The organism is Azovibrio restrictus DSM 23866, from assembly GCF_000429665.1.
Lineage (GTDB): Bacteria > Pseudomonadota > Gammaproteobacteria > Burkholderiales > Rhodocyclaceae > Azovibrio > Azovibrio restrictus.
Window position 1 is genome coordinate 169,280 of sequence record NZ_AUCH01000003.1, and the last position, 25,137, is coordinate 194,416.

General features: G+C 65.4%; 19 protein-coding genes. 9 read left to right on the forward strand and 10 right to left on the reverse strand.

The window, feature by feature from the left end:
* Window positions 1-10 precede the first annotated feature (10 nt).
* Window positions 11-1,060 (reverse strand): selenide, water dikinase SelD, encoded by a 1,050-nt coding sequence (selD, locus tag G474_RS0104500; RefSeq protein ID WP_026685934.1) that lies wholly within the window; start codon window positions 1,058-1,060, stop codon window positions 11-13.
* A 57-nt stretch (window positions 1,061-1,117) separates the two neighbouring features.
* Here selD and mnmH point away from each other — a divergent pair, with 57 nt between their 5' ends.
* Window positions 1,118-2,173 (forward strand): tRNA 2-selenouridine(34) synthase MnmH, encoded by a 1,056-nt coding sequence (gene mnmH / locus G474_RS0104505; protein WP_026685935.1) that lies wholly within the window; start codon window positions 1,118-1,120, stop codon window positions 2,171-2,173.
* Between the two features lie 23 nt (window positions 2,174-2,196).
* On the opposite strand, the gene G474_RS0104510 is transcribed toward mnmH, so the two are convergent.
* Together G474_RS0104510 and G474_RS0104515 are read right to left on the reverse strand one after the other, a co-directional pair.
* The gene (locus tag G474_RS0104510; RefSeq protein WP_026685936.1) at window positions 2,197-2,691 is read right to left on the reverse strand and encodes an adenylyltransferase/cytidyltransferase family protein; all 495 of its coding nucleotides are present in this window, start codon (window positions 2,689-2,691) and stop codon (window positions 2,197-2,199) included.
* A gap of 5 nt (window positions 2,692-2,696) precedes the next feature.
* Entirely contained in the window at window positions 2,697-3,557 is an 861-nt protein-coding gene (locus G474_RS0104515) for a YicC/YloC family endoribonuclease (RefSeq protein WP_026685937.1), read from the reverse strand.
* A gap of 107 nt (window positions 3,558-3,664) precedes the next feature.
* Between G474_RS0104515 and G474_RS0104520 the strand changes: the two genes are divergently transcribed.
* The 6 genes from G474_RS0104520 to hemW all read left to right on the forward strand — a co-directional run bounded on the left by G474_RS0104520 (window position 3,665) and on the right by hemW (window position 8,794).
* Window positions 3,665-4,612: a serine/threonine protein kinase gene (locus tag G474_RS0104520; RefSeq protein ID WP_026685938.1), complete on the forward strand. Its 948-nt coding sequence runs from the start codon at window positions 3,665-3,667 to the stop codon at window positions 4,610-4,612.
* Window positions 4,609-5,526 carry a PP2C family protein-serine/threonine phosphatase gene (locus tag G474_RS0104525; RefSeq protein WP_026685939.1) on the forward strand — a complete coding sequence of 306 codons (918 nt, stop codon included), beginning with the start codon at window positions 4,609-4,611 and terminating at the stop codon, window positions 5,524-5,526. The genes G474_RS0104520 and G474_RS0104525 overlap by 4 nt, the downstream gene beginning before the upstream one ends.
* Before the next feature lie 8 nt (window positions 5,527-5,534).
* The gene (rph, locus tag G474_RS0104530) at window positions 5,535-6,251 is read left to right on the forward strand and encodes a ribonuclease PH (RefSeq protein ID WP_026685940.1); all 717 of its coding nucleotides are present in this window, start codon (window positions 5,535-5,537) and stop codon (window positions 6,249-6,251) included.
* Between the two features lie 14 nt (window positions 6,252-6,265).
* Window positions 6,266-6,853, forward strand: a complete 588-nt coding sequence (gene rdgB / locus G474_RS0104535; protein WP_026685941.1) for an RdgB/HAM1 family non-canonical purine NTP pyrophosphatase — start codon at window positions 6,266-6,268, stop codon at window positions 6,851-6,853.
* Window positions 6,854-6,918: 65 nt separating this feature from the next.
* Window positions 6,919-7,554, forward strand: a complete 636-nt coding sequence (locus tag G474_RS19530; protein WP_211228051.1) for a DUF1016 N-terminal domain-containing protein — start codon at window positions 6,919-6,921, stop codon at window positions 7,552-7,554.
* 40 nt (window positions 7,555-7,594) lie between these two features.
* Window positions 7,595-8,794, forward strand: a complete 1,200-nt coding sequence (gene hemW / locus G474_RS0104545; protein WP_026685942.1) for a radical SAM family heme chaperone HemW — start codon at window positions 7,595-7,597, stop codon at window positions 8,792-8,794.
* Window positions 8,795-8,809: 15 nt separating this feature from the next.
* On the opposite strand, the gene G474_RS21860 is transcribed toward hemW, so the two are convergent.
* The 3 genes from G474_RS21860 to G474_RS0104560 form a co-directional block, all read right to left on the reverse strand.
* Window positions 8,810-12,376, reverse strand: a complete 3,567-nt coding sequence (locus G474_RS21860) for a sensor domain-containing diguanylate cyclase (protein ID WP_169729491.1) — start codon at window positions 12,374-12,376, stop codon at window positions 8,810-8,812.
* An 18-nt stretch (window positions 12,377-12,394) separates the two neighbouring features.
* A complete protein-coding gene (locus G474_RS0104555) occupies window positions 12,395-14,284 on the reverse strand; it encodes a potassium transporter Kup (protein ID WP_026685944.1) in 1,890 nt (629 codons plus the stop codon).
* Between the two features lie 62 nt (window positions 14,285-14,346).
* Complete coding sequence (locus tag G474_RS0104560) at window positions 14,347-15,195, reverse strand: HDOD domain-containing protein (RefSeq protein ID WP_026685945.1); 849 nt, start codon at window positions 15,193-15,195, stop codon at window positions 14,347-14,349.
* A gap of 319 nt (window positions 15,196-15,514) precedes the next feature.
* Between G474_RS0104560 and G474_RS0104565 the strand changes: the two genes are divergently transcribed.
* Window positions 15,515-17,314 carry an SLC13 family permease gene (locus tag G474_RS0104565; RefSeq protein ID WP_026685946.1) on the forward strand — a complete coding sequence of 600 codons (1,800 nt, stop codon included), beginning with the start codon at window positions 15,515-15,517 and terminating at the stop codon, window positions 17,312-17,314.
* A gap of 91 nt (window positions 17,315-17,405) precedes the next feature.
* Here G474_RS0104565 and accC read toward each other — a convergent pair whose 3' ends face one another.
* The 4 genes from accC to scpA all read right to left on the reverse strand — a co-directional run bounded on the left by accC (window position 17,406) and on the right by scpA (window position 24,236).
* The gene (accC, locus tag G474_RS0104570) at window positions 17,406-19,397 is read right to left on the reverse strand and encodes an acetyl-CoA carboxylase biotin carboxylase subunit (RefSeq protein WP_026685947.1); all 1,992 of its coding nucleotides are present in this window, start codon (window positions 19,395-19,397) and stop codon (window positions 17,406-17,408) included.
* A 103-nt stretch (window positions 19,398-19,500) separates the two neighbouring features.
* Window positions 19,501-21,036, reverse strand: coding sequence for an acyl-CoA carboxylase subunit beta (locus G474_RS0104575; RefSeq protein WP_026685948.1), 1,536 nt, complete (start codon window positions 21,034-21,036; stop codon window positions 19,501-19,503).
* 14 nt (window positions 21,037-21,050) lie between these two features.
* Window positions 21,051-22,076 (reverse strand): methylmalonyl Co-A mutase-associated GTPase MeaB, encoded by a 1,026-nt coding sequence (meaB, locus tag G474_RS0104580; RefSeq protein ID WP_043463204.1) that lies wholly within the window; start codon window positions 22,074-22,076, stop codon window positions 21,051-21,053.
* Between the two features lie 9 nt (window positions 22,077-22,085).
* The gene (scpA, locus tag G474_RS0104585) at window positions 22,086-24,236 is read right to left on the reverse strand and encodes a methylmalonyl-CoA mutase (RefSeq protein WP_026685950.1); all 2,151 of its coding nucleotides are present in this window, start codon (window positions 24,234-24,236) and stop codon (window positions 22,086-22,088) included.
* A 173-nt stretch (window positions 24,237-24,409) separates the two neighbouring features.
* Between scpA and G474_RS0104590 the strand changes: the two genes are divergently transcribed.
* Window positions 24,410-25,084, forward strand: a complete 675-nt coding sequence (locus tag G474_RS0104590) for a GntR family transcriptional regulator (RefSeq protein WP_026685951.1) — start codon at window positions 24,410-24,412, stop codon at window positions 25,082-25,084.
* Window positions 25,085-25,137: the final 53 nt, after the last annotated feature.

Genomic DNA, 25,137 nt, shown 5'->3' on the forward strand with positions numbered 1-25,137 from the left:
CTGCGGCGGCTCAGCAGAACTGCAGACGCGCCCCGCTGCCCACCTCTCCGAGCATCTCGCCAATCCGCGCCGCCCGCTCGAACCCGGCTGCGTGGAAAGCCGCCAGGACGGCCGCTTCGGCCTCCGGGGCGCAGCTCACCAGCAGCCCCCCCGAGGTCTGGGGATCGGTGATCAGCTTCTGCTGCCACTCCCCCAGGCCGTCAGCCAAAGCCACCTCGGCCCCGTAGCCGGCCCAGTTGCGCCCCGAGGCGCCGGTGGCCACCCCGGCCTGCACATGCTGGACAGCCTCGGGCAGCAGGGGCAGGTCGGCAAAACGGACCCGCGCCCCCAGCCCGGAAGCCCGGCAGATTTCCAGCAGGTGGCCGGCCAGACCGAAACCGGTCACGTCGGTCATGGCATGCACCGAGTCCATTTCCCCCAGGCGAGCCCCCACCCGGTTCAACTGGGTGGTGAGCCCGAGCATTTCCCGGTAACCGGCCTCGGAGAGCCGGCCCTGCTTGAGGGCGGCGGAGAGCACCCCCACCCCCAGGGGCTTGCCCAGGATCAGGCTATCCCCCGGGCGGGCCCCGCCGTTCTTCTTGACCCGGTCCGGATGCACGAGCCCCAGGACCACGAGGCCGTAGATGGGCTCCACCACGTCGATGGAATGCCCCCCGGCGATGGGAATGCCGGCACTGTGGCAGACGGCGGCACCCCCGGCCAGAATGCGCTCGATCACTTCCAGGGGCAGCTTGTCCAGGGGCATGCCGACGATGGCCAGGGCCAGGATCGGGCTGCCGCCCATGGCATAGATGTCGGAGATGGCATTGGTGGCGGCGATGCGCCCGAAGTCGTGGGGGTCATCGACGATGGGGGTGAAGAAATCGGTGGTGGCCACCAGGGCCTGGCTGTCGTTCAGGCGATACACCGCCGCATCGTCGGAGGATTCGCTCCCCACCAGGAGCTGGGGCGGAATCACCGCTGCCGGGGTGGCCGCGAGGATGCGGGAAAGTACGGCTGGCGCGATCTTGCAGCCGCAACCGCCACCATGGGCGAAGGAGGTCAGTTTCAGTTCGTTCATCATGGGCAGAGACAGGGCTGGCGGTAGAATGGCGGCCCCGATAGCCGCCACGCCGCCATGAAAAATCCAGGGCTCGCCACCGTAGCACAGGTCCCCGACTACGCGGAAATCATCGATGTCCGCACCCCGGCCGAGTTTGCCGACGACCACATTCCCGGCGCCATCAACTGCCCGGTCCTGTCGGACGAGGAACGGGTGCAGATCGGCACCCTCTACCGCCAGGTCTCCCCCTTCGAGGCCAAGAAGGCGGGCGCGGCCCTGATCGCCATCAACATCGCCGGACATCTGCAGCAGCGCTTCGCCGACAAACCCATGGGCTGGCGCCCCCTGGTCTACTGCTGGCGGGGCGGCCAGCGCAGCGGCGCCATGCAGATCATCCTGCGCCAGATCGGCTGGAAGGCGGACAAGCTCGAGGGGGGCTACAAGGCCTGGCGCCAGAGCCTGATGCAGACCCTGGAGAGCCTGCCCCGGCAGCTCGCCTTCCACGTCCTGTGCGGCCCCACGGGAAGCGCCAAGACCCGCATCCTGCAGGCCATCGCCGCCCGGGGCGGCCAGGTCCTGGACCTGGAAACCCTGGCCGCCCACAAGGGCTCGGTGCTGGGCGTGCTGCCCGATGCGCCCCAGCCCTCCCAGCGCGGCTTCGAAACCCGCCTGTGGCAGGCCCTGAAGGACCTGGACCCGGCCCGGCCGGTGTTCGTGGAGGCCGAAAGCCGCCGCATCGGCCGGCTGCACCTGCCCGAGGCCCTGATGCACCGGATACGCCAGGGGCGCTGCCTGGAAATCCGGGCCCCGGCCGAAGCCCGGGCCGGGTTCCTGCTGCGGGATTACGACTATTACCTGGAACGCCCGGACTGGCTGGCCCTGTGCCTGGAAGGACTGCGCGCCCACCTGGGGCGGGAGCGGGTGAACCACTGGCAGCAGCTGGCCCGGGAAGGCCAGTGGCGCCCCCTGGTCCTGGAACTGCTGCAACACCATTACGACCCCCAGTACCGCCGCTCCCGGGCCGAGCACTTCGAGACCCCTCCCAGCCTGGGCAGCGTGGACTGGAGCGACCTCTCGCTCGCCGGCATCGAGGCCCTGGCCGGCCACATCCTGGCCCGGAGCGGCGCCTGAGGGGTTACGTCCGGGGGCAGTGGCTACAGGCGGCGGATCTTCTCCAGCAGGGCGGTGGTGGATTTCTGGTGGATGAAGGGAATGGAATGGACGCTGCCGCCCCAGCCGCGCACCTCCGGGGCCCCGACGATGCGCTCCACGGGCCAGTCGCCGCCCTTCACCAGGATTTCCGGCCGGCAGGCGAGGATGGCGTCGATGGGGGTATCCGCCTCGAACCAGGTCACGAGGCTGACGCATTCCAGGGCGGCCAGCACCGCCAGCCTGTCCTCCAGGCAGTTGATGGGCCGGTCCGCCCCCTTGCCCTGGCGCCGTACCGAGGCGTCCGAGTTGAGGGCCACGATCAGGGAGGCCCCCAGGGCCCGGGCCTGGGCCAGATAGGTGGCATGGCCCCGGTGCAGGATGTCGAAACAGCCGTTGGTGAACACCCGGGGCCCGGGCAACAGGGCCGCCCGGGCCGCCAGCTGTTCCGGGGGGCAAAGCTTGGCCTCGTAGGCCGGGGGAGCGTAATCCGTACTCATGGGGCTCATTCCAGGTTCTGCACCTGTTCGCGCATCTGCTCGATGAGCAGCTTCAGGTTCATGGCAGCCTGGGTCACTTCGGCCACGGCGGCCTTGGAGCCCAGGGTGTTGGCTTCCCGGTTCAGTTCCTGCATCAGGAAATCCAGCCGTTTGCCCACGGCGCCGCCGGCCTTGAAGATCCGCTCCAGCTCGTCCAGGTGGGTTTTCAGGCGGGCCAGCTCCTCGTCCACGTCGATGCGGGCGGCGAACAGGGCCACTTCCTGCAGCACCCGGCTGTCGTCGGCGCTGCCCAGGGCTTCTTCCAGACGCTGCTTCAGCTTGGCGGTGAAGGCGGCCTGGGCAGCCGGGATGAGCGGCTCCACCTGGGCCACCACGGCGCGCATCTGACGGCTGCGCTCCAGGATCACCGCCGCCAGCTTGTCCCCTTCCCGGGCCCGGGAGGCGGAAAACTCATCCAGGACCGCGTCGGCCAGGGCCAGGACCACCGGCCCCAGGCTGGCAAAATCCACCCCATCGTCACCGAACATGCCCGGCCAGCGCAGCACGTCGCTCACCGCCAGGGGCCGGGCTTCGGGCATCAGGGCCCGGACCTGGGCCTCCAGGGTCTGGAGCCCGGCGAGCATCTCCTGATTGAGGTTCTGCTGCACGCCCCGGGCCAGGGAAAAATAGAGCCGGCACTCCACCTTGCCCCGCCCCAGGCGGGCGCTGATCTTCTCCCGCACCGCCATTTCATAGGGGCGCAGCTCGTCGGCCAGACGGAAATGGATGTCGAGAAAACGGGAATTGACGCTCTTGAGTTCCAGGTGCAGGCTGCCGCCCTCGAATTCGCGGGTCAGGGCTGCATAGCCGGTCATGCTGTAGATCATGGAGTTTTCCGAAGGGTGAGGGGCATTCATGCCGCAGGAATCAATGGCTTTACAGTCCGGCTCCGAGACCGGACAATGCCGAGGCCAAGATCATACCTGCCACGCCAATGGGCCAACAAGCCAACACCGCACTACCCAGCGGATTCCAGCTCGAGGAATACACGATAGACCGCCAGCTTTCCCTGGGCGGTTTTTCCATCGTGTACCTGGCCCGCGATGCCGAGGGCAAGGCCGTGGCCATCAAGGAATACCTGCCCAACAGCCTGGCCCTGCGCGGCAATGGCGAGATCAAGCCGGTGATCACCCCCGAACACCTGGGGGCCTTCCGCTACGGCATGAAATGTTTTTTCGAGGAAGGCCGGGCCCTGGCCAAGCTGGCTCACCCGAACGTGGTGCGGGTGACCAACTTCTTCCGCGCCAATGACACGGTGTACATGGTCATGGAATACGAGCAGGGCCGCACCCTGCAGGAATTCATCCACCGGCACCTGGGCCACATTTCCGAACGTTTCATCCGGGGCGTGTTCACCCGGCTCCTGAACGGGCTGCGGGTAGTGCACACCAACAAGCTGTTGCACCTGGACCTGAAGCCCTCGAACATCTACCTGCGCACCGACAACACCCCGGTGCTGATCGACTTCGGCGCGGCCCGCCAGACCCTTTCGTCCGACAGCCCCATCCTCAAGCCCATGTACACCCCCGGCTTCGCCTCCCCCGAGCATTACGGCGAGCGCAAGAACCTGGGGCCCTGGAGCGACATCTACAGCATCGGCGCCTCCATGTACGCCTGCCTGGCCGGGGCCACCCCCCAGCCCGCCGACGAGCGGCTGCAGAAGGACCAGCTGATTCCGGCCATGGTGCGCTGGGAAGGCCAGCTCTCGGACCAGTTGCTGGAGACCATAGACTGGTGCCTGAACCTGAACCACCTCTACCGTCCCCAGAGCGCCTTCGCCCTGCAGAAGGCCCTGGTGGAAAACGGCGAACCCCTGCCGGAAAAACCGGTCAATGAATCCTGGCTTGGCCAGCTCGTAGACAAACTCAAGAAGAAATCATGAGATTCACCATTTACCAGGAAAGCCGCCAGGGTGGCCGGGAAAACAACGAGGACCGCCTGGCCCACTGCTATTCCCGGGATGCCCTGCTGATGGTGGTGGCAGACGGGATGGGCGGCCATTACTACGGGGAGATCGCCGCCCAGATCGCGGTCCAGACCCTCACCGATGCCTTCCAGCGGGAAGCCCGGCCCAGCCTCATGGATCCCTTCCTGTTCCTGCAGAAGAACATCGGCAACGCCCACCACGCCATCCTCGACTACTCGGCCGCCCACAAGCTGGAGGATTCGCCCCGCACCACCATCGTCGCCTGCGTGGTCCAGGACAACGTGGCCTACTGGGCCCATGCCGGGGATTCCCGCCTGTACCTGATCCGCAAGGGCCGCATCATCGGCCAGAGCCGGGACCATTCCCAGGTGCAGCTGCTCCTGGACGAGGGACTGATCTCCCCGGCCCAGGCCGAAACCCATCCGGAACGGAACAAGGTCTACAGCTGCCTGGGGGGCAACCATCCCCCCGAGGTGGAGTTTTCCCGCAAGACCCCCCTGGAGTCCGGTGACCTGATCGTGCTGTGTACCGACGGCATCTGGGGGGTATCTCCCGGCAACACCCTGGTGGAAGCCCTGAGGAACCCCAACCTGATGCAGGCCGTGCCCCAGTTCATGCAGCAGGCGGAACGCTGGGGCGGCGCCCACGGGGACAACCTGTCCATGATTGTGGTGCGCTGGGAGGAGAACTACACGGAACTCACCCAGAGCGCCGTGTCTACCCAGACCATGGGCCTGAACGAAATCACCACCAAGCTGGACGAATTCGGCCGCAACCCCAATTACAAGTCCGAACTTTCGGACGACGAAATCGAGCGCGCCATCGAAGAGATCCGCGCCGCCATCGACAAATACAGCTTCAAGAAATAAGGAACTCCATGCGTCCCAGCCAACGCGCCGCCGACCAGCTTCGGCCCGTCAAGATCACCCGCCAGTTCACCTGCCACGCCGAGGGCTCCGTGCTCATCGAGATGGGTAACACCCGGGTGCTGTGCACCGCCAGCGTCGAAGAAAACGTGCCTCCCTTCCTGCGCGGCAAGGGCCAGGGCTGGGTCACCGCCGAATACGGCATGCTGCCCCGCTCCACCCACACCCGCACCGCCCGGGAAGCCGCCAAGGGCAAGCAGACCGGCCGCACCCAGGAAATCCAGCGGCTGATCGGCCGCAGCCTGCGCGCCGTGATCGACCTCACCGCCCTGGGCGAACGGCAGATCACCCTGGACTGCGACGTGCTGCAGGCCGACGGGGGCACCCGCTGCGCCTCCATCACCGGCGCCTGGATCGCCCTGCACGATGCCTGCGAAAAACTGGTCGTTGCCGGCAAGATCGCCGCCAATCCCCTCAAGGACCACGTCGCCGCAGTCTCCGTCGGCATCTTCGAGGGCAGCCCGGTGCTGGACCTGGACTACCCGGAAGACTCCAGCTGCGACACGGACATGAACGTGATCATGACCGGCAAGGGCGGCATCGTCGAAATCCAGGGCACCGCCGAAGGCGAGCCCTTCAGCCGCCAGCAGATGAACGTGCTGATGGACCTGGCCGAAGCCGGCATCCGCCAGCTGGTGGCCGCCCAGGAAAGCGCCCTGGCCGCATGAGGGAGCAAAGCCCCATGAAGAAACTGGTCCTCGCCTCCAACAACGCCAAGAAACTGAAGGAACTGGTGGCCCTGGTCGCCCCCCTGGGCATAGAAGTGATTCCCCAGGGCGAGCTGGGCGTTTCCGAAGCGGAAGAGCCCCACTGCACCTTCATCGAAAACGCCCTGGCCAAGGCCCGGCACGCGGCAGCGGCCACCGGTCTGCCCGCCCTGGCCGACGACTCCGGCCTCTGCGTCGCCGCCCTGGGCGGCGCCCCGGGCGTACAGTCGGCCCGCTATGCAGGCGAACCCAAAAGCGACGCCCGCAACAACGAGAAACTGCTGGAAGCCCTGGCCGGCCACGCTGACCGGCGTGCCCACTTCGTCAGCCTGCTGGTGCTGGTGCGCCACGCAGAAGACCCCCAGCCCATCATCGCCGAGGGCGAGTGGCACGGGGAAATCCTGCCCGCCCTGCAGGGTGAAGGCGGCTTCGGCTACGACCCCCTGTTCCTCGACCCGGCCAGCGGCCAGACCGCCGCCGAACTGCCGGCGGAAATCAAAAACCAACGCTCCCACCGGGGCCTGGCCATGCAGAAGCTGCTGGAACGGCTGCAGGAACTCTGACGGAACAGAAAGCCTCAGCCCGCCCCTGGCATCACAAAAAGTCTTGTCCACGCTTGGTTTGCACCATGAGCGACCACCACATCCGCCTGACTGAGCCTCCCACGGGTTACGCCGATTGGTTGTCCGGGCTGAAAACCCGCATCCAGACCGCTCAGCAGCGGGCCACACTGGCGGTCAACCGTGAACTGGTGCTGCTGTACTGGCAGATCGGTCGCGACATTCTCACCCGGCAGGCTGAACAAGGCTGGGGTGCCAAGGTCATCGAACGGCTGGCCGAGGATTTACGGCTGGCCTTTCCCGACATGAAGGGATTTTCGCCGCGCAATCTCAAGTACATGCGTGCTTTTGCCGAGGCTTGGCCGGACGGGGAGTTTGTGCAGCAGGCTGTTGCACAATTGCCTTGGGGTCACAACCTGGTGTTGCTGGACCGCCTCCCCGGCCCGGAAACCCGGCGCTGGTATGCCGCCCAAGCCATCGAGCACAACTGGTCGCGCAATGTGCTAGTGATGCAGATCGAGTCCCGCCTGTTGGAGCGCAGCGGCGCAGCCATCTCCAACTTTCCCGACACCCTGCCCAGGCCCTGGGAGACAGAAGCCAGCCCATGGGGATTGCCGAGTACAAATTGCTGGAATCCCTGCCTGCCGAACTGCAAACCAGCCTGCCCAGTATCAAACAGATCGAGAGGGAACTGGCCGGAGTAGCTGCAGCGCCGGGGACGAACCCGCAGACTGACATCAAACCATGACCCCTTCCCGCATCATCCCCATCCTCCCCGCTGGCAAGACGGCGGGGGCGCCGCTGGAATTCAGGGTTTCGCCGCCCCTTTCCCTCTACATCCACGTGCCCTGGTGCGTGCAGAAGTGCCCCTATTGCGACTTCAATTCCCATGAGGCCAAGGGCGAGATTCCCGAGGCCGTCTACCTGGATGCCCTGGTGGCCGACCTGGAGAGTGCCCTGCCCCTGATCTGGGGGCGGCCGGTGGGCAGCATCTTCTTCGGGGGCGGCACTCCCAGCCTGCTTTCGGCCGCAGGGATCGACCGGCTCTTGATGGCGGTGCGGGCCCGGGTGTCTTTGCAGCCGGAGGCGGAAATCACCCTGGAGGCCAATCCGGGCACCGTGGAAGCGGAGAAATTCGCGGGCTTTCGCGCCGCCGGCATCAACCGGGTGTCCCTCGGCATCCAGAGCTTCAACCCGGCTCACCTCCAGGCCCTGGGCCGCATCCACGACCGGGACGAGGCCCTCCGCGCCGCCGCCCTGGCCGCCCGGCATTTCGAACGCTTCAACCTGGACCTGATGTATGGCCTGCCCGGCCAGAGCCTGGAGGAGGCCCTGGCGGACCTGGACACCGCCCTGGCGCTGCAGCCCCAGCACCTGTCCTGCTACCAGCTCACCCTGGAGCCCAACACCCGCTTCGCCGCCTTCCCGCCGGAGCTGCCGGAGCCGGACCTCTGTGCCGACATGCAGGACGCCATCGAGGCCCGGCTGGCCGCGGCCGGTTTCGACCATTACGAGACCTCGGCCTTCGCCCGGCCCGGCTACCAGTGCCGGCACAACCTCAACTACTGGCACTTCGGCGACTATCTGGGCATAGGCGCGGGCGCCCACAGCAAGCTCACCCTGCACGACCGGGTGCTGCGCCAGATGCGCTGGAAGCGGCCCGAGTCCTATCTGAAGGAGGTGGCGGCAGGCCGCCCGGTGCAGGAGGAAAGCCAGGTGGAGGCGACGCAGCTGCCCTTCGAATTCCTGATGAACGCCCTGCGTCTGAACGGCGGCTTCGACCCGGTCCTGTTCGAGGCCCGCACCAGCCGACCCCTGATCACCATCCAGGCCCAGCTGCAGGGGGCGGCCCGGGAGGGGCTGCTGGACCTGCAACCCGACTGGATCGCCCCCACGGACACGGGACGGCGCTTCCTCAACCGGCTGCTGGAACGCTTCCTGTAAGCCCGCCGGCAGGGGTCAGATGACTTCGACCCGGTTCCGGCCCATGGTCTTGGCCCGGTACAGGGCCTCATCCACCCGGGTGAGCAGGGCTTCGGAAACGGGGGTTTCCGGCTCGAAAGAGGACAGCCCTATGCTCACCGTCACCGGAATCGGCTGTCCCAGGGCATCGGGCACCTGCATCTGGCTCACCGCCCGGCGCACCCGCTCCGCCAACTGACGCGCGCCGTCCAGGGAAGCCCCGGGCAGGATCACCGCAAACTCCTCGCCCCCCAGGCGGCCGGGCACGTCCATGCGCCGCACGCCCTGGCGCAGCACCTCGGCAAAGGCCTTGAGCACCTGATCCCCCACCCCGTGGCCATGGTTGTCGTTGATGCGTTTGAAATGATCCAGGTCCAGCATCATGATCGCCGCCTGGCCGCCGAAACGGTGCAGACGCGACCATTCCTGTTCCAGCCGGTCCATGAAGTAACGGCGGTTGGGCAGTCCGGTGAGGGGATCGGTAGTGGCCAGGTGGCGCAGCTCCTGTTCCTGGGCCCGGCGCTGGCTCTGGTTCTGGAACACCACCACGGCCCCGGTCCGGCGCCCGGCCTCGATGATGGGGGTGACGGTGAGGGAGACTGGAAAACCCACCCCATCCTGACGCCAGAACCATTCGTTCTCGATCCGGCGCAGCTGGCCGTCTGCCAGGGTCAGGGAGACCGGGCAGCGGCCGGCCGGGTAGTGCTCCCCGGTTTCGTCGTGGTGATGGAACAGGGTGTGGGTATCCTGGCCCAGCACCATGGACTCCAGGGCCCCCAGCATCTCCAGGGCAGCCCGGTTGATGAACACGCAGCGCCCCTCCCCGTCCACCCCGTAGATGCCCTCCCCCGCCCCTTCCAACATGGCTGCATTGCGGGTCGCCAGCTGGTTCAGGGCCTGCTGGGTGCGGATGCTGTCGCTGATGTCGCGCACCATCACCAGGTAGCCGCTGGGATAGGGCTCCCCGTCGGCCAGAGCGCTGATATGGGCATGGAAATGGCGGCTATCGACCGCGGCCGCCCCCGGAGCGGGCAGGGCAAAGGTGAACTCCCGGGCCTTGCCGTCGCCGATGATGCCGGCGATGGCAATATCGAACTGATCCGCCACCGGGGCCGGCAGGCAGGCCCGGTAATCCAGGCCCAGCTTGTCGGCCAGGGCAGCAAAACAATCCAGGAAGCCTTCGGGCTGGTGCACCTCGCGCAGGAAGCCCGAAGCATCCAGGGCCAGCAGCAGCTCGGTCATGGAGGCAATCAGGGTGCGCTGCCGGGCTTCACTGGCCTTGAGGGCCAGCTCCGCCTGCTTGCGGGCGGTGATGTCGGTATGGGTGCCCAGGAGACGCAGGGGCCGGGCCCCGTCCCAGGCCACAGCCCGCCCCCGGCTCTCGATCCAGATCCAGCTGTCGTCGGCCCGGCGCATGCGGAATTCCACGGAAAAACCCTGGGTCTGGTCGAGCCGGGTGGCCATGTGTTCCAGGATGCGCCCCAGGTCTTCGGGGTGCACCAGCTGCTTGAAGCGCTCCAGGTGCACCGGGAAAGCCTGGTCGGCATAGCCCAGCATCTCGTAGGCCCGGGCGTCCCAGACCATCCCGTCACTGGGCACATGCCACTCCCACATGCCCTGCTCGATGGCCGCCAGGGTCTGCTGGTAACGCTCCGAAGTCTGGCGCAGGGCCTGTTCGGCCAGCTTGGCGGCCGTGATGTCCAGATGGGTGCCTACGGCCCGCAGGGGCTTGCCCTCCCCGTCCCGCTCCATGACCTTGCCCCGGTCCAGGACCCAGATCCAGTGCCCGTCCCGGTGCCGCACCCGGTGTTCACAGGAGTAGGCCGTATCCAGTCCCTCCAGGTGCCGGCGCAGCAGCTCCTGGACCCGGGGCCGGTCTTCGGGATGCACCAGCAGCTCCCAGGAGGAGACATGGGGCGGCACCTCACCCAGGGTATAACCGAGCATGGCCGCCCAACGTTCATTGAAGGTCACGTGGCCGCTGGGAATGTGCCAGTCCCAGAGGCCCAGGTCGGCACCAGCCAGGGCCAGTTCCACCCTTTCCTCCTGGGTACGCAGGCGGGCTTCCAGTTCCACCCGCTCGGTCTGGTCGATCAGGTAACCGCGCACCTGGCGCAGGCTGCCGTCGTCGTTCCAGTCGGCCAGGGTGAAATCGTAGAAGGAGCGCACCTGCCCTTCCCGGGTGAGCAGCCGGTAATGCTGCTCCCAGCTGGCCGCCCGGCTGGCCAGATGCGCCTCCACCTGGCGGACGAGCTGCTCCCGGTCCTCCGGATACACATGGTCGCTGAAACGCTGGCCGGGCGCCGTCATCTGGGCCGGGCTGTAGCCCAGAATCTGGGTCACGTTGTCGGAGATGTAACGCACCGGCCAGCCCGCCTCGGGACCCCAGACCACGGTGATCACCGGCCCACCCACGAACAGGCGGCGTTCGTCCTCCAGGGCCCGGGTGGCCGCCTGGATCCGCCCTTCCAGGCGCCGCCGGGTGAGGCCCAGCCCCCAGAGCAGGAGCAGCAGCACGACGCCGAAGGAGAGGCCGACCCCCGCCAGGATGCGCTGCTCCAGGGCCGCCTGTTCCGCCAGCATGTGGCTGCGGTCCATCCACATCACCACGGAACCCACGTGAGCCCGGCCCGGATCATCCTGATGCAGGTAATCGAAGAGGGGATAACGGATCAGCTGGTAATCCCGGCCCTGCCAGTGAAACAGGGAGGTGTCCAGACTGCTGGCCAGGGGCCGCAGGATGCCGCCCTGGCGCATCCAGTCCCGGATCTCCGGCCGGGAGCTGGCCTCCAGGTAGCAGTCGCACTCGCCGCCCTGGCTAGGCATGCCGTTCAGGGCCGCAAACTCCTGCCAGACATGCTGATCCACGTGCTCCCGGCGCAGGAGGATGGCAAACCCCGCGCCCAGCATCTGGTCCAGGCGGGAGAGCTGGGTATCGAAGGAGGTTCCCGCCTCCAGGGCGCCGATCACCGGCCGCCCGGGCCGGCTTTCATCACGGACCGCCACCACCCCGCGGACGCCCGAATAGATGCGCCCGGTTTCGAAGCCGGTACGGGAACGGCCGTCCTGATTCACCTGGACGATGATGTGGCGCAGCGCATCCATCCGGTCCCCGAAACGTTCCGGCATGTGCACGCGCAGGAAGGAAAGGGAGCCGGGCCCCAGGTGGAAATGCAGCTGGCGCAGGGCAAACTGGGCCTGCATGGGCTGCCACTGGGGCGCCAGATGGGCCAGCAGCGCCTGACGGGCCCGGGCAGCCCGGGGACCGCCGCCGCCCCCACCTTCAGCCAGCACCGCCTCCCGGCCGGCCCGGAACAGGGCCTGGACCTCCGGATCGGCGGCCACCATGGCCGCCAGGGTGAGCATGTGCTGCTCGATGTCGTCCTGGGCCACGGCAAAGGCCGACTGCATGCGCACCGCCTCGCTCTGCAGCCGATGCTGCAGCTGCTCCCGGCTCAGATACAGGCCCAGCCAGGCCACGGCGGCAAAAACCACAGCCAGAACCAGAACCGAGATCAGCGGCACCCGCAGGGAAGCCCCCGGCTCCCCGCCCGTGCCCCCCATGGCCGGCACCGGCATATCCTAGAGCACCACCTGGGTGCCCAGCTCCACCACCCGGTTCGAAGGAATCTTGAAGAAGGCGGTGACGCTGCCCGCGTTGCGGAACAGGGCAATGAACAGTTTTTCCCGCCAGAAGGACATTTCCGAGCCCAGCCGGGGAATCAGGGTTTCCCGGCCAATGAAGTAGGAAGTGTCCAGGGGCTCCAGCTGCAGGCCGTAGGGAGCACAGGCCGCCAGGGCCAGGGGCAGGTCGGGCTCGTCCTTGAAACCGTACTGGACGATCACCTGCCAGAAGTTTTCGTTCAGGCGCCGCACCTCGACCCGGTCGATATCCGGCACATAGGGCACATCGAAGAACTGCACCGAGAGCACCACCACCCGTTCGTGCAGGATCTTGTTGTGCATCAGGTTATGCAGCAGCGCATGGGGCACGCTGACCGGGTCCGAGTTGAGGAACAGGGCCGTGCCCGGCACCCGGGCCGGCATGCCCGCCGCCAGGGAATCGATGAAGGGCAGCAGCTCCAGGCGCTCCCCGGCCAGGCGCCGGTGCAGCAGGGCCCGGCCCTGCTTCCAGGTAGTCATGAGCACGAAGATGGCGACCCCGGCCACCAGGGGGAACCAGCCGCCGTCGGGAATCTTGAGGATGTTGGCCGCCAGGAAGGTGAGCTCCACGGCCAGGAAACAGGCAAACAGCAGGCCGGCCTTGAACCAGCCCCAGTTCCAGACCCGGGCCGCCACCACCAGGGCCAGCAGGGAGGTGATGACCATGTCCCCGGTCACGGCGATGCCATAGGCGGCCGCCAGATTGTTGGAGGAACGGAAGCCCAGCACCAGCACCATCACCGCCAGCATCAGCCCCCAGTTGATGGCCGGAACGTAGATCTGCCCCTGTTCCCGTTCCGAGGTGTGCTGCACCTCCAGGCGCGGCAGGAAACCCAGCTGCATGGCCTGGCGGGTGACGGAAAAAGCGCCGGAAATCACCGCCTGAGAGGCGATCACCGTGGCCAGGGTGGCCAGGGCCAGCAGGGGATAGAGGGCCCACTGGGGCGCCATCAGGTAGAAGGGATTGCTGGCGGCCTCGGGCTGGCTCAGGAGCAGGGCCCCCTGGCCGAAGTAGTTGAGCATCAGGGCCGGCAGCACTAGGGCAAACCAGGCCCGCTGGATGGGTTTGCGCCCGAAATGGCCCATGTCCGCGTACAGGGCCTCGGCCCCGGTCACCGCCAGCACCACGTTGCCCATGGCCACCAGGGCCATGGCCCGGTTGTGGTAGATGAACTCCAGGGCATAGGCGGGATGGGCCGCCAGCAGCACATGGGGATTGGCCACGATCTGGACGGCCCCCAGCAGGGCCAGCACCGCGAACCAGACCAGCATCACCGGCCCGAAGGCCCGCCCCACCAGGGCCGTACCGTGGTGCTGCACGTAGAAGAGCAGGAACAGCACCGCCAGGGTCACGGGCAGGACCGCGTGATGCAGGGCCGGCGCCGCCACCTCCAGACCCTCCACGGCGGAAAGCACGGAGATGGCCGGGGTCACCATGCCGTCCCCATAGAACATGGCCGCCCCCAGCACCCCCAGCACCAGGATCACCTGGTGGGAACGCCCTTCGGGCCGGGTGCCGTGCAGGGCCAGGGCGATCATGGCCATGATCCCGCCTTCGCCCCGGTTGTCGGCCCGCATGATGAAGATCACGTACTTGACGGAGACCACGATCACCAGGGCCCAGAAGAACAGGGAGAGGCTGCCGAGCACATTGCCGTCATCCAGGGCAATCGGGTGATTGCCGGCAAAGACCTCCTTCATGGCATACAGGGGGCTGGTGCCGATATCCCCGTAGACCACGCCCAGTGCCCCCAGGCACAGGAGCGCCAGTTGCCTGCCGCGAACATCCGCCGGAGCGTGGGTTTGCATATGAACCTCGAACTTGGAAAAGGCAGACCAGGGGCCGCCTCTGGCATCCTGGGATGTGCGGTTTAGCCGCCCAGGGCTTTCTTGAGGGAGGTTACTTCCTCTTCCGACTCATCGATGATGGACTGCAGGGTCTCCGCATCGAAGATGTCCGCCAGCATCGAGGTATCCACCGCCCCGTCGAGGCTGTCATCGCGCCAGGAGGCCACGGTATTGGCAATCTTGTTGGCCACGTAGAGCACGTCGGAGAGGCTCTGGATGCTGGCGATCTCCCGGTCCTGCTCATGCTCCTGGACCGCCAGCAGCACGGATTCCGGCTGCCCCAGGGCCGACAGCAGGGCATGCCCGATGTTGTCGTGCCAGCCCACCAGCAGGGCATGGAGCTCGGCCTTGTCCGCCACCAGCTCCGGGAAGTTGGCGGCCCGGGACATGAGATAGAACACGCCGATGTCGTGCACCAGCCCGGCAAACATGGCTTCATCGCCGTTGATCTTGGCCAGCTTCCGGGCCAGCACCCGGCACAGGGCGGCCACGTGGGCGGTGTGCTCCCAGAGCCGCTTGGAAATGTCCTCGAAGGCCTGCATCTGCTTCGACTGCAGCAGTTGCTCCATGGCCACAGCGAAGGACACGGTGCGTACCGCTTCCATGCCCACCCGCACGATGGCGGTCTTCACGTCAGCCACTTCCCGGCCCGAGGGGTTCATGGCCACGGAATTGGCCATACGGATGATCTTGGCGCTCATCAGGGGCTCGGCCCCCACCAGTTTGGCCAGCTGCTCCACATTCAGGTTGGGATTCTTCAGGGCGGTACGAACCTGGAAGGTGATGTCCAGAAAAGTGGGAAAGGTCACTTCGTCACTGGACAGGTCCCGGGCAATGTCCTCGAGGATCTTGAAGGTCAACTGGCTGGTCATGGCAGCGCTCTAAAAATTCCAAGCTTCTATTATCCCAGTTCCCCCGATGCCGACAAACCCTTTCTGGAAGCCCTTTCCGGCCCCTGGGACTTTCCTTTTCAATCAGCGGCTTCCGGACATGCCGGCCATCCCGGGCATGGCATTCGCCCATCGCAGGAAGAGCGCCAGGACCTCGCCCGGCCCAGGGCCCCGGAAAGGGGGCCAGGACGGGCGGCACATTCATAACCAAAAGCACTAAGCAAGGAAGCTAATATTCTTTTACTCTCCATTGCCCCGGGTTTAAGGTGGCGCCTCCGCCTGATTCCCAGAAAAGCCTCCCATGCTGGTCCCTGAACATCTGCACGCCCTCATCGTGGGGCTGATCCTGCTGGTCCTGTTCGCCACCTTCGTACGCGAATGGTTGAAGCCGGACGTGGCGGTCATGGTGGCCGTGGCACTGCTGCTGGGTCTGGGCCTGCTGCAGCCGAAACAGGTGCTCGGCGTGTTCAGCAACAGCGCTCCCATCACCATCGCCTGCCTGTTCATCATCAGCGGCGCCCTCTCCCGCACCGGCTGCGTGGATAAACTGGGCGAGTGGCTGGGCACCCTGGCCGGACAGAGCGAACGCAAGCTGCTCCTGGCCATGCTGGCCGTAGGGCTGCTGGTCTCCCCCTTCATCAACAACACCCCGGTGGTGATGGTGATGATCCCCGCGGTGATCGCCATGGCGGGGCGCTACAACATCGCCCCCTCGCGCCTGCTGATTCCCCTTTCCTACGCCACCATCCTGGGGGGCCTGGTCACCATGGTAGGGACCTCCACCAACATCCTGGTGGACGGGGTGGCCCGGGCCCGGGGGCTGGAGCCCTTTTCCATGTTCGAGATCACCGCGCCGGCCCTGATCATGGCCCTGGCCGGCTGTCTGTTCATGTTCTTCTTTGCCCAGCGCCTGCTGCCGGTGCGGGAGACCCTGACCCAGCAATTCACCGGCAGCGGCGACCGGCTGTTCATGACCGAACTGTTCGTCCCCGAGGATTCCCGCCTGCTGGGCCGCAGCCTCAAAGAGGCTCGCCTGAGCAACGGTGACATCCAGGTGCTGAACCTGTTCCGGGGTGAGCAGGAGATTGCCGACCCGGCCCCCGATACCCGCCTGGAGGCCGGCGACCGGCTGGTGGTGCATAGCCGCAGCAGCGCCATGATGGACCTGCGCAACTCGGACCTGATGGGCCTCCAGGTCCAGGGAGAACAGCACCACGACCTGGAAACCCTGCGCCGCCGGGATGTGGTGATGGTCGAAGCCATCGTCGGCCAGACCTCCCGCTACGTGGCCCGCCCCATCCGCGACCTGGACCTGCTGGCCCGTTACGGCATCCGTCTGATCGCCGTGCACCGCAAGAACGCCTCCTTCTCCCAGATCGGCGACGATTTCCAGCTCCAGTTCGGCGACGTGCTGCTGGTGGAAGGCACCCCGGCCCAGATCAAGCGCTTCTGCGACAACGGTGACCTGTTCGCCATCACCGACGGCAAACAGGTCACCAACCGCCAGCACAAAGCCCCCATCGCCCTGGTCACCATCGTCGGGGTGATGCTGCTGGCCGCCTTCGACGTGATGCCTATCGAAGGGCTGTCCATCATCGGCGCCGTCCTGGTGGTGGCTACCGGCTGCATCCGCGCCGACGAGGCCTACAAGGCCATCGAATGGCCCATCCTGACCCTGATTTTCGGGATGCTGGCCGTCAGCATCGCCATGCACGATTCCGGTCTGGATCAGCTCATGGCCAACCAGCTGGTGGGCCTGGGCCAGGGCCTTTCCCCCTGGCTCATGCTCTCCCTGGTGATCCTGCTCACCTCCATCGCCACCGAGTTCATCAGCAACAACGCCGTGGCCGTGCTGTTCACCCCGGTGGTGATCGGCGTGGCCCAGCAGCTGGGCGTGGATCCCCGGCCCTTCGTGGTGGGCGTCATGTTCGCCGCCAGCTGCAGCTTTGCCACCCCCATCGGCTACCAGACCAATACCCTGGTCTATAGCGCCGGCAACTACCGCTTTGCCGACTTCGCCCGCATGGGCATCCCGCTGAACATCATCACCTGGCTGGCAGCGAGCCTCCTGATCCCCCTGTTCTGGCCGCTGCAGCCCTGAACCAGGTCCACGGAAAAGGCCCCTCCGCGGAGGGGCCTTGTGCATGGGGCAGGGGGCGGGCACCTGTCGATGCCCGCCGGCTTGCGGCAGCTTATTCGAACTCGATGATGACCTGATCCACGGACAGGCTTTCACCGGCAGCGGCGGAGATCTTCTTGACCTTGCAGTCCTGGTCGGCCTTGAGGATGTTTTCCATCTTCATGGCTTCGATGACGGCCAGCTTCTCGCCCGCCTTCACTTCCTGACCCACGGCCACGGCCACTTCGCGCAGCAGGCCGGGCATGGGGGAAAGCAGGAACTTGGACAGGTCGGGAGCCTGTTTCTCGGGCATCATGGCCAGCAGCTCGGCGGCACGGGCGGACATCACCATCATGTCGGCGCGGGTGCCCCAGTGGAACAGCTGGTAGGTCATGCGGTGCCGTTCCACCTGCAGGGTGAAGGGCTCGCCGTTGCAGGTGCCGTTGAACAGGGACTGCCCCAGGCGCCAGCTGGAGAGGAGCTCGTACTTCTCGCCGTTGTACTCCACCAGATAACCGCCTTCGATGGGCTTGGCCACCACGGGGAAACGCTCGTTGTTGCGGATCACCACCCACTCGTCACCCACCTGGCGCTCGTGGCCGGGCAGCTGGCCGGAGACCTTGGCCGCCCGGTCGATGTAGGAGCGATGCACGTAGGCGGCCACGGAGATCAGCAGGGCCGGATCATCGTGGGGCACCATGGAGGCATCAAAGCCGTTCGGGTATTCCTTGGCAATGAAGCTGGTATCGAAGATCCCGGACTGGAAGCGCGGATGCTGCATCAGCGCGGCCTGGAACGGGATGTTGGAGCTGATGCCGCGGATCACGAAGGCGTTCAGGGCATCACGCATGCGGGAGATGGCCTGTTCCCGGGTGGAACCGTGCACGATCAGCTTGGCGATCATGGAGTCGTAGAACATGGAGATTTCGCCGCCGTCGTAGACGCCGGTATCCACACGCACCTGGCCCGGAGCTTCTTCCGGCGGCTGGAACTTCACCAGACGACCGGTAGACGGCAGGAAGCCGCGGAAGGGGTCTTCGGCGTTGATCCGGCATTCCATGGACCAGCCGTTGATCTTCACATCGGCCTGGGTCAGGGGCAGCTTCTCGCCGTAGGCGACGCGGATCATCTGTTCCACCAGGTCGAGGCCGGTGATCAGTTCGGTGACCGGGTGCTCCACCTGCAGGCGGGTGTTCATTTCCAGGAAGTAGAACTCCTTGGTCGCGCCGGAAACGACGAATTCGACCGTACCGGCGGATTCGTAATTCACGGCCCGGGCCAGGGCCACGGCCTGTTCGCCCATGGCCTTGCGCATTTCCGCATCAACGAAGGGGCTCGGCGCCTCTTCGATGACCTTCTGGTGCCGGCGCTGGATGGAGCAGTCGCGCTCGTTCAGGTACACGTAGTTGCCGTGGGAGTCGCCCAGCACCTGGATTTCGATGTGACGGGGTTCCAGCACGTACTTTTCGATGAAGACGCGGTCGTCACCGAAGGAGTTACGGGCCTCATTGACGCAGGAGGAGAAGCCTTCGTGGGCTTCGGCGTCGTTGTAGGCGACGCGCAGGCCCTTGCCGCCGCCGCCGGCGGAGGCCTTGATCATCACCGGGTAGCCGATCTTCTTGGCGATCTCGACGGCTTCGTCGGGACCGGCGATGGCATCGTTGTAGCCGGGGATGGTGTTGACCTTGGCTTCGATGGCCAGCTTCTTGGACTCGATCTTGTCGCCCATCTTGGCGATGGAGTAGTGCTTGGGACCGATGAACTTGATGCCCTGCTCTTCCAGGCGGCGGGAGAACTCGGCGTTCTCGGAGAGGAAGCCGTAGCCGGGGTGCACAGCCTCAGCGCCGGTTTGCTTGCAGGCGGCGATGATCTTGTCGGCAACCAGGTAGGACTCCTTGGAAGCGGCCGGCCCGATGCAGACGGCTTCGTCGGCCATCTCCACGAACAGGGCGTCCTTGTCGGCCTCGGAGTAGACGGCGACGGTCTTGATGCCCATCTTGCGGGCGGTCTTGATGACACGGCAGGCAATCTCGCCGCGGTTTGCAATCAGAATCTTTTTAAACATATGGGAAACCTCTCACCACAGAGACACAGAGGCACAGAGAGAAGCAGATGAACAAGGCTGTTCTCCGTATCCCGGTGCCACCGTGGTTAATGGAATTCATGTATCAGAGCGGGATGTTGCCGTGCTTGCGCCACGGATTTTCCAGTTTCTTTTCGGCGAGCATGGCGAGCGAACGGCAGATACGCTTCCGGGTAGCGTGGGGCATGATCACGTCGTCGATGAAGCCACGGCTGGCGGCCACGAAGGGGTTGGCGAACTTTTCCTTGTACTCGGCTTCGCGCTCGGCGAGCTTGGCGGGGTCGTTCTTTTCTTCGCGGAAGATGATTTCCACGGCACCCTTGGGGCCCATCACGGCGATTTCGGCGCTGGGCCAGGCCAGGTTCACGTCACCGCGCAGGTGCTTGGAGGACATCACGTCATAGGCGCCGCCGTAGGCCTTGCGGGTGATCACGGTGATCTTGGGCACGGTGCACTCGGCGTAGGCGTAGAGCAGCTTGGCGCCGTGCTTGATGATGCCGCCGTATTCCTGGGCGGTACCAGGCATGAAACCGGGCACGTCCACGAAGGTGACCACGGGGATGTTGAAGGCATCGCAGAAGCGCACGAAGCGGGCAGCCTTGATGGAGGACTTGATGTCCAGGCAGCCGGCCAGCACCAGGGGCTGGTTGGCGACGATGCCCACGGTGGAACCATCCATGCGGGCAAAGCCGGTGATGATGTTCTTGGCGTAGTCGGGCTGGATCTCGAAGAAGTCGCAATCATCGACCACCTTGATGATCAGCTCCTTCATGTCGTAGGGCTTGTTGTTGTTGTCCGGCACCAGGGTGTCGAGGGAATAGTCGAAACGGTCAGCCGGATCGTTGGTGGGCTGGACCGGGGGCTTTTCCTTGTTGTTGCTGGGCAGGAAGTTGATCAGGCGGCGCAGGTAGTTCAGGGCCTCCACGTCATTTTCGAAGGCCAGGTCGGCAACGCCGGACTTGGTGTTGTGGGTGATGGCGCCACCCAGCTCTTCGGCGGTCACTTCCTCGTGGGTCACGGTCTTCACCACTTCGGGGCCGGTGACGAACATGTAGGAGGAGTCCTTCACCATGAAGATGAAGTCGGTCATGGCCGGGGAATACACGGCGCCACCGGCGCAGGGGCCCATGATCATGGAGATCTGGGGAATCACGCCGGAAGCCATCACGTTGCGCTGGAACACGTCGGCATAGCCGCCCAGGGAGGCCACGCCTTCCTGGATACGGGCGCCGCCGGAGTCGTTCAGGCCGATCACGGGCGCGCCGACCTTCATGGCGTGGTCCATGATCTTGCAGATCTTCTCGGCGTGGGTCTCGGACAGGGAGCCACCGAACACGGTGAAGTCCTGGGAGAACACGAACACCAGGCGACCGTTGACGGTGCCATAGCCGGTCACGACGCCGTCGCCCGGGATCTTCTCACCCTGGTCCATGCCGAAGTCGGTGCAGCGATGCTCCTTGAACATGTCCCATTCTTCGAAGGAACCCGGGTCCAGGAACAGTTCGATGCGCTCGCGGGCGGTCAGCTTGCCCTTCTTGTGCTGGCTGTCGATCCGCTTCTGGCCGCCGCCCAGACGGGCCGCCTCCCGCTTCTTTTCCAGCTGGTGGATGATGTCGTGCATGTAGGAATCTCCTTCTAAAAGTCGGATTCGGGATTCAGATGTTTGAGCAGCCCATAGGCTGCGGCTGCGGGTGTCACTCGTCCGGATGCCACCTCCTGGGTGAGTCCGGGCAGGGCATCCTTCACGGCAGGATGGCGCCGGAAATACTGATTCAGACCGGAATGGATCAACTGCCACATCCAGTCCACCGCCTGACGGCGGCGTTTGTCCGCGAATTCCCCGGTGGGTGTCAGGGCATCCCGGTACTTCAGCACCTGGGCCCAGAAGGCATCGATGCCTTCCTGCTTCAGGGCACTGATGGTCACCACCGAGGGGGACCAGTTGGGTGAGGCGGGGCGCAGCATGTGCAGGGCGTTGTTCCACTGGGCCCGCACCACCTGGGCCGCCCGGGGATCGATGTCGGCCTTGTTGATCACCACCAGGTCGGCGATCTCGACGATGCCTTTCTTGATGGCCTGCAGGTCGTCACCCGCATTGGGCAGCTGCAGCAGCACGAACATGTCCACCATGCCCGCTACCGTGGTCTCGCTTTGTCCCACCCCCACGGTCTCGACGATGATCACGTCGAAACCGGCGGCCTCGCAGAGCAGCATGGCCTCCCGGGTCTTCTCGGCCACGCCGCCCAGGCTGCCGGCGGAGGGGCTGGGGCGGATGAAGGCTTCTTCCCGCTGGCACAGGGTCTCCATGCGGGTCTTGTCGCCCAGGATGGAGCCGCCGGTAACGGAGGAAGACGGGTCCACGGCCAGCACCGCCAGCTTGTGCCCCTGATCGATCAGGTAATTGCCCAGGGCCTCGATGAAGGTGGACTTGCCCGCCCCGGGCACTCCGGAGATGCCTAGGCGAATGGCCCGGCCCGTGCTGGGCAGCAAGGTGCCCAGCACCTGCTGGGCCCGTTCCTGATGATCCAGGCGGGTGGATTCGATCAGGGTGATGGCCTTGGCCAGCGCCCGGCGCTGGCCCGCCAGCACCCCATCCACCAGGGCCCGGTCAGGAGCGGCCAGCTCCTGCTGGCGGGCCTGGAAGGCGTCCGACATCTGCATGGCCAGGACTTAGCCGCGGGCCTTCTTGATTTCTTCGAGTACCTTGACGGCGGAGTCCTCGATGCGGGTACCCGGGCCGAAGATGGCCTTGGCACCGGCCGCGTACAGGGCATCGTAGTCCTGGGCAGGGATGACACCGCCAGCGAAGACGATGATGTCGTCGGCGCCCTGGGCCTTCAGGGCCTGGATCAGTTGCGGCACCAGGGTCTTGTGCCCGGCGGCCAGGGACGAGCAGCCCACGGCGTGCACGTCGTTCTCGATAGCCTGGCGGGCAGCTTCTTCCGGGGTCTGGAACAGGGGCCCCATGTCGATGTCGAAACCCAGGTCGGCGTAGGCAGTCGCCACCACCTTGGCACCCCGGTCGTGACCATCCTGGCCCAGCTTGGCGATCATGATGCGCGGGCGACGGCCTTCTTCTTCGGCGAACTTGGCCACCTGGGCCTTGATCTGTTCCCAGCTTTCCAAGCCTTCCACAACGCCTCCGTAAACCCCGGAAATGGTCTGGTTGTTGGCGCGGAAACGGCCGAAGACCTTTTCCAGCGCGTCGGATACTTCGCCGACCGTGGCACGCAGACGGATCGCCTTGACGGTGAGGTCAAGGAGGTTGCCTTCGCCGGTTTCGGCGGCCTTGGTCAGCGCATCCAGCGCAGCAGTGACGGCGGCGCTGTCGCGCGTCGCACGGATCTGCTTCAAGCGGGCGATCTGGGCCTCGCGCACGGCATGGTTGTCGATGTCCAGAATGTCGATCGGGTCTTCCTTGGCCAGCTTGTACTTGTTCACGCCGACGATGACGTCCTTGCCGGAGTCGATGCGCGCCTGCTTGTCGGCGGCGCAGGTTTCGACCTGCATCTTGGCCCAGCCGGATTCGACGGCCTTGGTCATGCCGCCCATGGCTTCGATTTCCTGGATGATGCCCCAGGCCTTGTCGGCCATGTCATTGGTCAGCTTTTCCATCATGTAGGAGCCGGCCCAGGGGTCGATCACGTTACAGATGTGGGTTTCTTCCTGGATGATCAGCTGGGTGTTGCGGGCGATGCGGGCGGAGAACTCGGTGGGCAGCGCGATGGCTTCGTCCAGGGCATTGGTATGCAGGGACTGGGTGCCGCCGAACACGGCCGCCATGGCTTCGATGGTGGTGCGCACCACGTTGTTGTACGGGTCCTGCTCGGTCAGGGACCAGCCGGAAGTCTGGCTGTGGGTACGCAGCATCATCGACTTCGGGTTCTTCGGGTTGAACTGGCTCATGATGCGGTGCCAGAGCAGGCGGGCGGCACGCATCTTGGCGATTTCGAGATAGAAGTTCATCCCGACCGCCCAGAAGAAGGACAGACGGCCGGCGAAGGTGTCCACGTCCATGCCGGAAGCGATGCCGGTGCGCACGTATTCCATGCCGTCGGCCAGGGTGAAGGCCAGCTCGATGGCCTGGTTGGCGCCGGCTTCCTGGATGTGATAGCCGGAAATGGAGATGGAGTTGAACTTCGGCATGTGCTGCGCCGTGTAGCCGAAAATGTCGGCGATGATCTTCATCGACGGCTTGGGCGGATAGATGTAGGTGTTCCGCACCATGAATTCTTTGAGGATGTCGTTCTGGATGGTGCCGGACAGCTTGTCCTGGGACACGCCCTGTTCCTCGGCGGCGACGATGTAACCGGCGAGGATGGGCAGCACGGCGCCGTTCATGGTCATCGACACGGAAATCTTGTCGAGCGGGATGCCGTCGAAGAGGATCTTCATGTCTTCGACGGAATCAATGGCGACGCCGGCCTTGCCCACGTCACCGGTCACCCGGGCGTTGTCCGAGTCATAGCCGCGGTGGGTGGCCAGGTCGAAGGCCACGGAAACGCCCTGGCCGCCGGCGGCGAGCGCCTTGCGATAAAAGGCGTTGGATTCTTCGGCGGTGGAGAAACCGGCGTACTGACGGATGGTCCAGGGCTTGACCGCGTACATGGTGGGCTGGGGCCCGCGCAGGAAAGGCGCAAATCCGGGCAGGGTGTCGGCGAACTCCAGGCCGGCCACATCCTTCTGGGTATACAGGGGCTTGACCGTCAGCCCTTCCGGGGTCTGCCAGTTGAGCTTGCTTACATCGCCCCCGGGAGCCTGCTTGGCAGCAGCGGCTTCCCAAGCATCCAGGTTCTCGGAGTTTTTGAATTGGTCGGACATGGTCGCCTCTCGCAGTCTGGTATCCATTTCTCAGTCGATTTTTTGGCCAAGTCACGGCAAAATCCGTGCTTCCACGCTTGCGCGCCCAAAAAGTTGACATCTTAGCCGGTGGATAATACTTTATTCATAATTATGAATGCAAGCGGCCCAGTGTCATCCGATACCCCGAGAACATGAGCGCCAGAATCGCCCCCACCGCCCTCTACCAGGAAGTCGCCGAGCGCCTGCGCCAGCGCATCTTCGCCCATGAATTGCTGCCGGGCACCTGGGTGGACGAACAGAAGCTGGCTGAACAATACGGCATTTCCCGCACCCCCCTGCGGGAGGCCCTGAAGGTGCTGGCCTCGGAAGGACTGGTGATTCTCAAGCCCCGGCGGGGCTGTTATGTGACTGAGATTTCCCCCCAGGACCTGGACGACATCTTCCCCCTGATCGCCCTGCTCGAAGGCCGCTGCGCCGCCGAAGCGGTGGCCAAGATGACTCCGGCTGACCTGGAGCAGCTGACCGCCATCCATGAACGCCTGGAACTCAGCGCCCGGGAAGAACGGATCGCTGATTTCTTCGAAGCCAACCAGGAATTCCACAAAACCATACAGGAGCTGGCCAACAACCGCTGGCTGCTGCAGGTGATCCAGGACCTGCGCAAGGTGCTGAAGCTTTCCCGCCTGCATTCCCTGTCCCTGGAAGGCCGCCTGCAACAATCCCTGGAAGAACACCGGACCATCCTGGCCGCCCTCAAGGCGGGCGATGCCCCCCGGGTGGAAAAAGCCATGCACGACCACCTGCTTTCCGGCCGGGAGGCCCTGGCCAGAATGCAGGAGCACCAGGCCGCCACCAAGGCCGCCTGAGGCTCAGGCCCGCCGCTTTCCCCCAACAAAAAACCCCGGCGGAAATCCCGCCG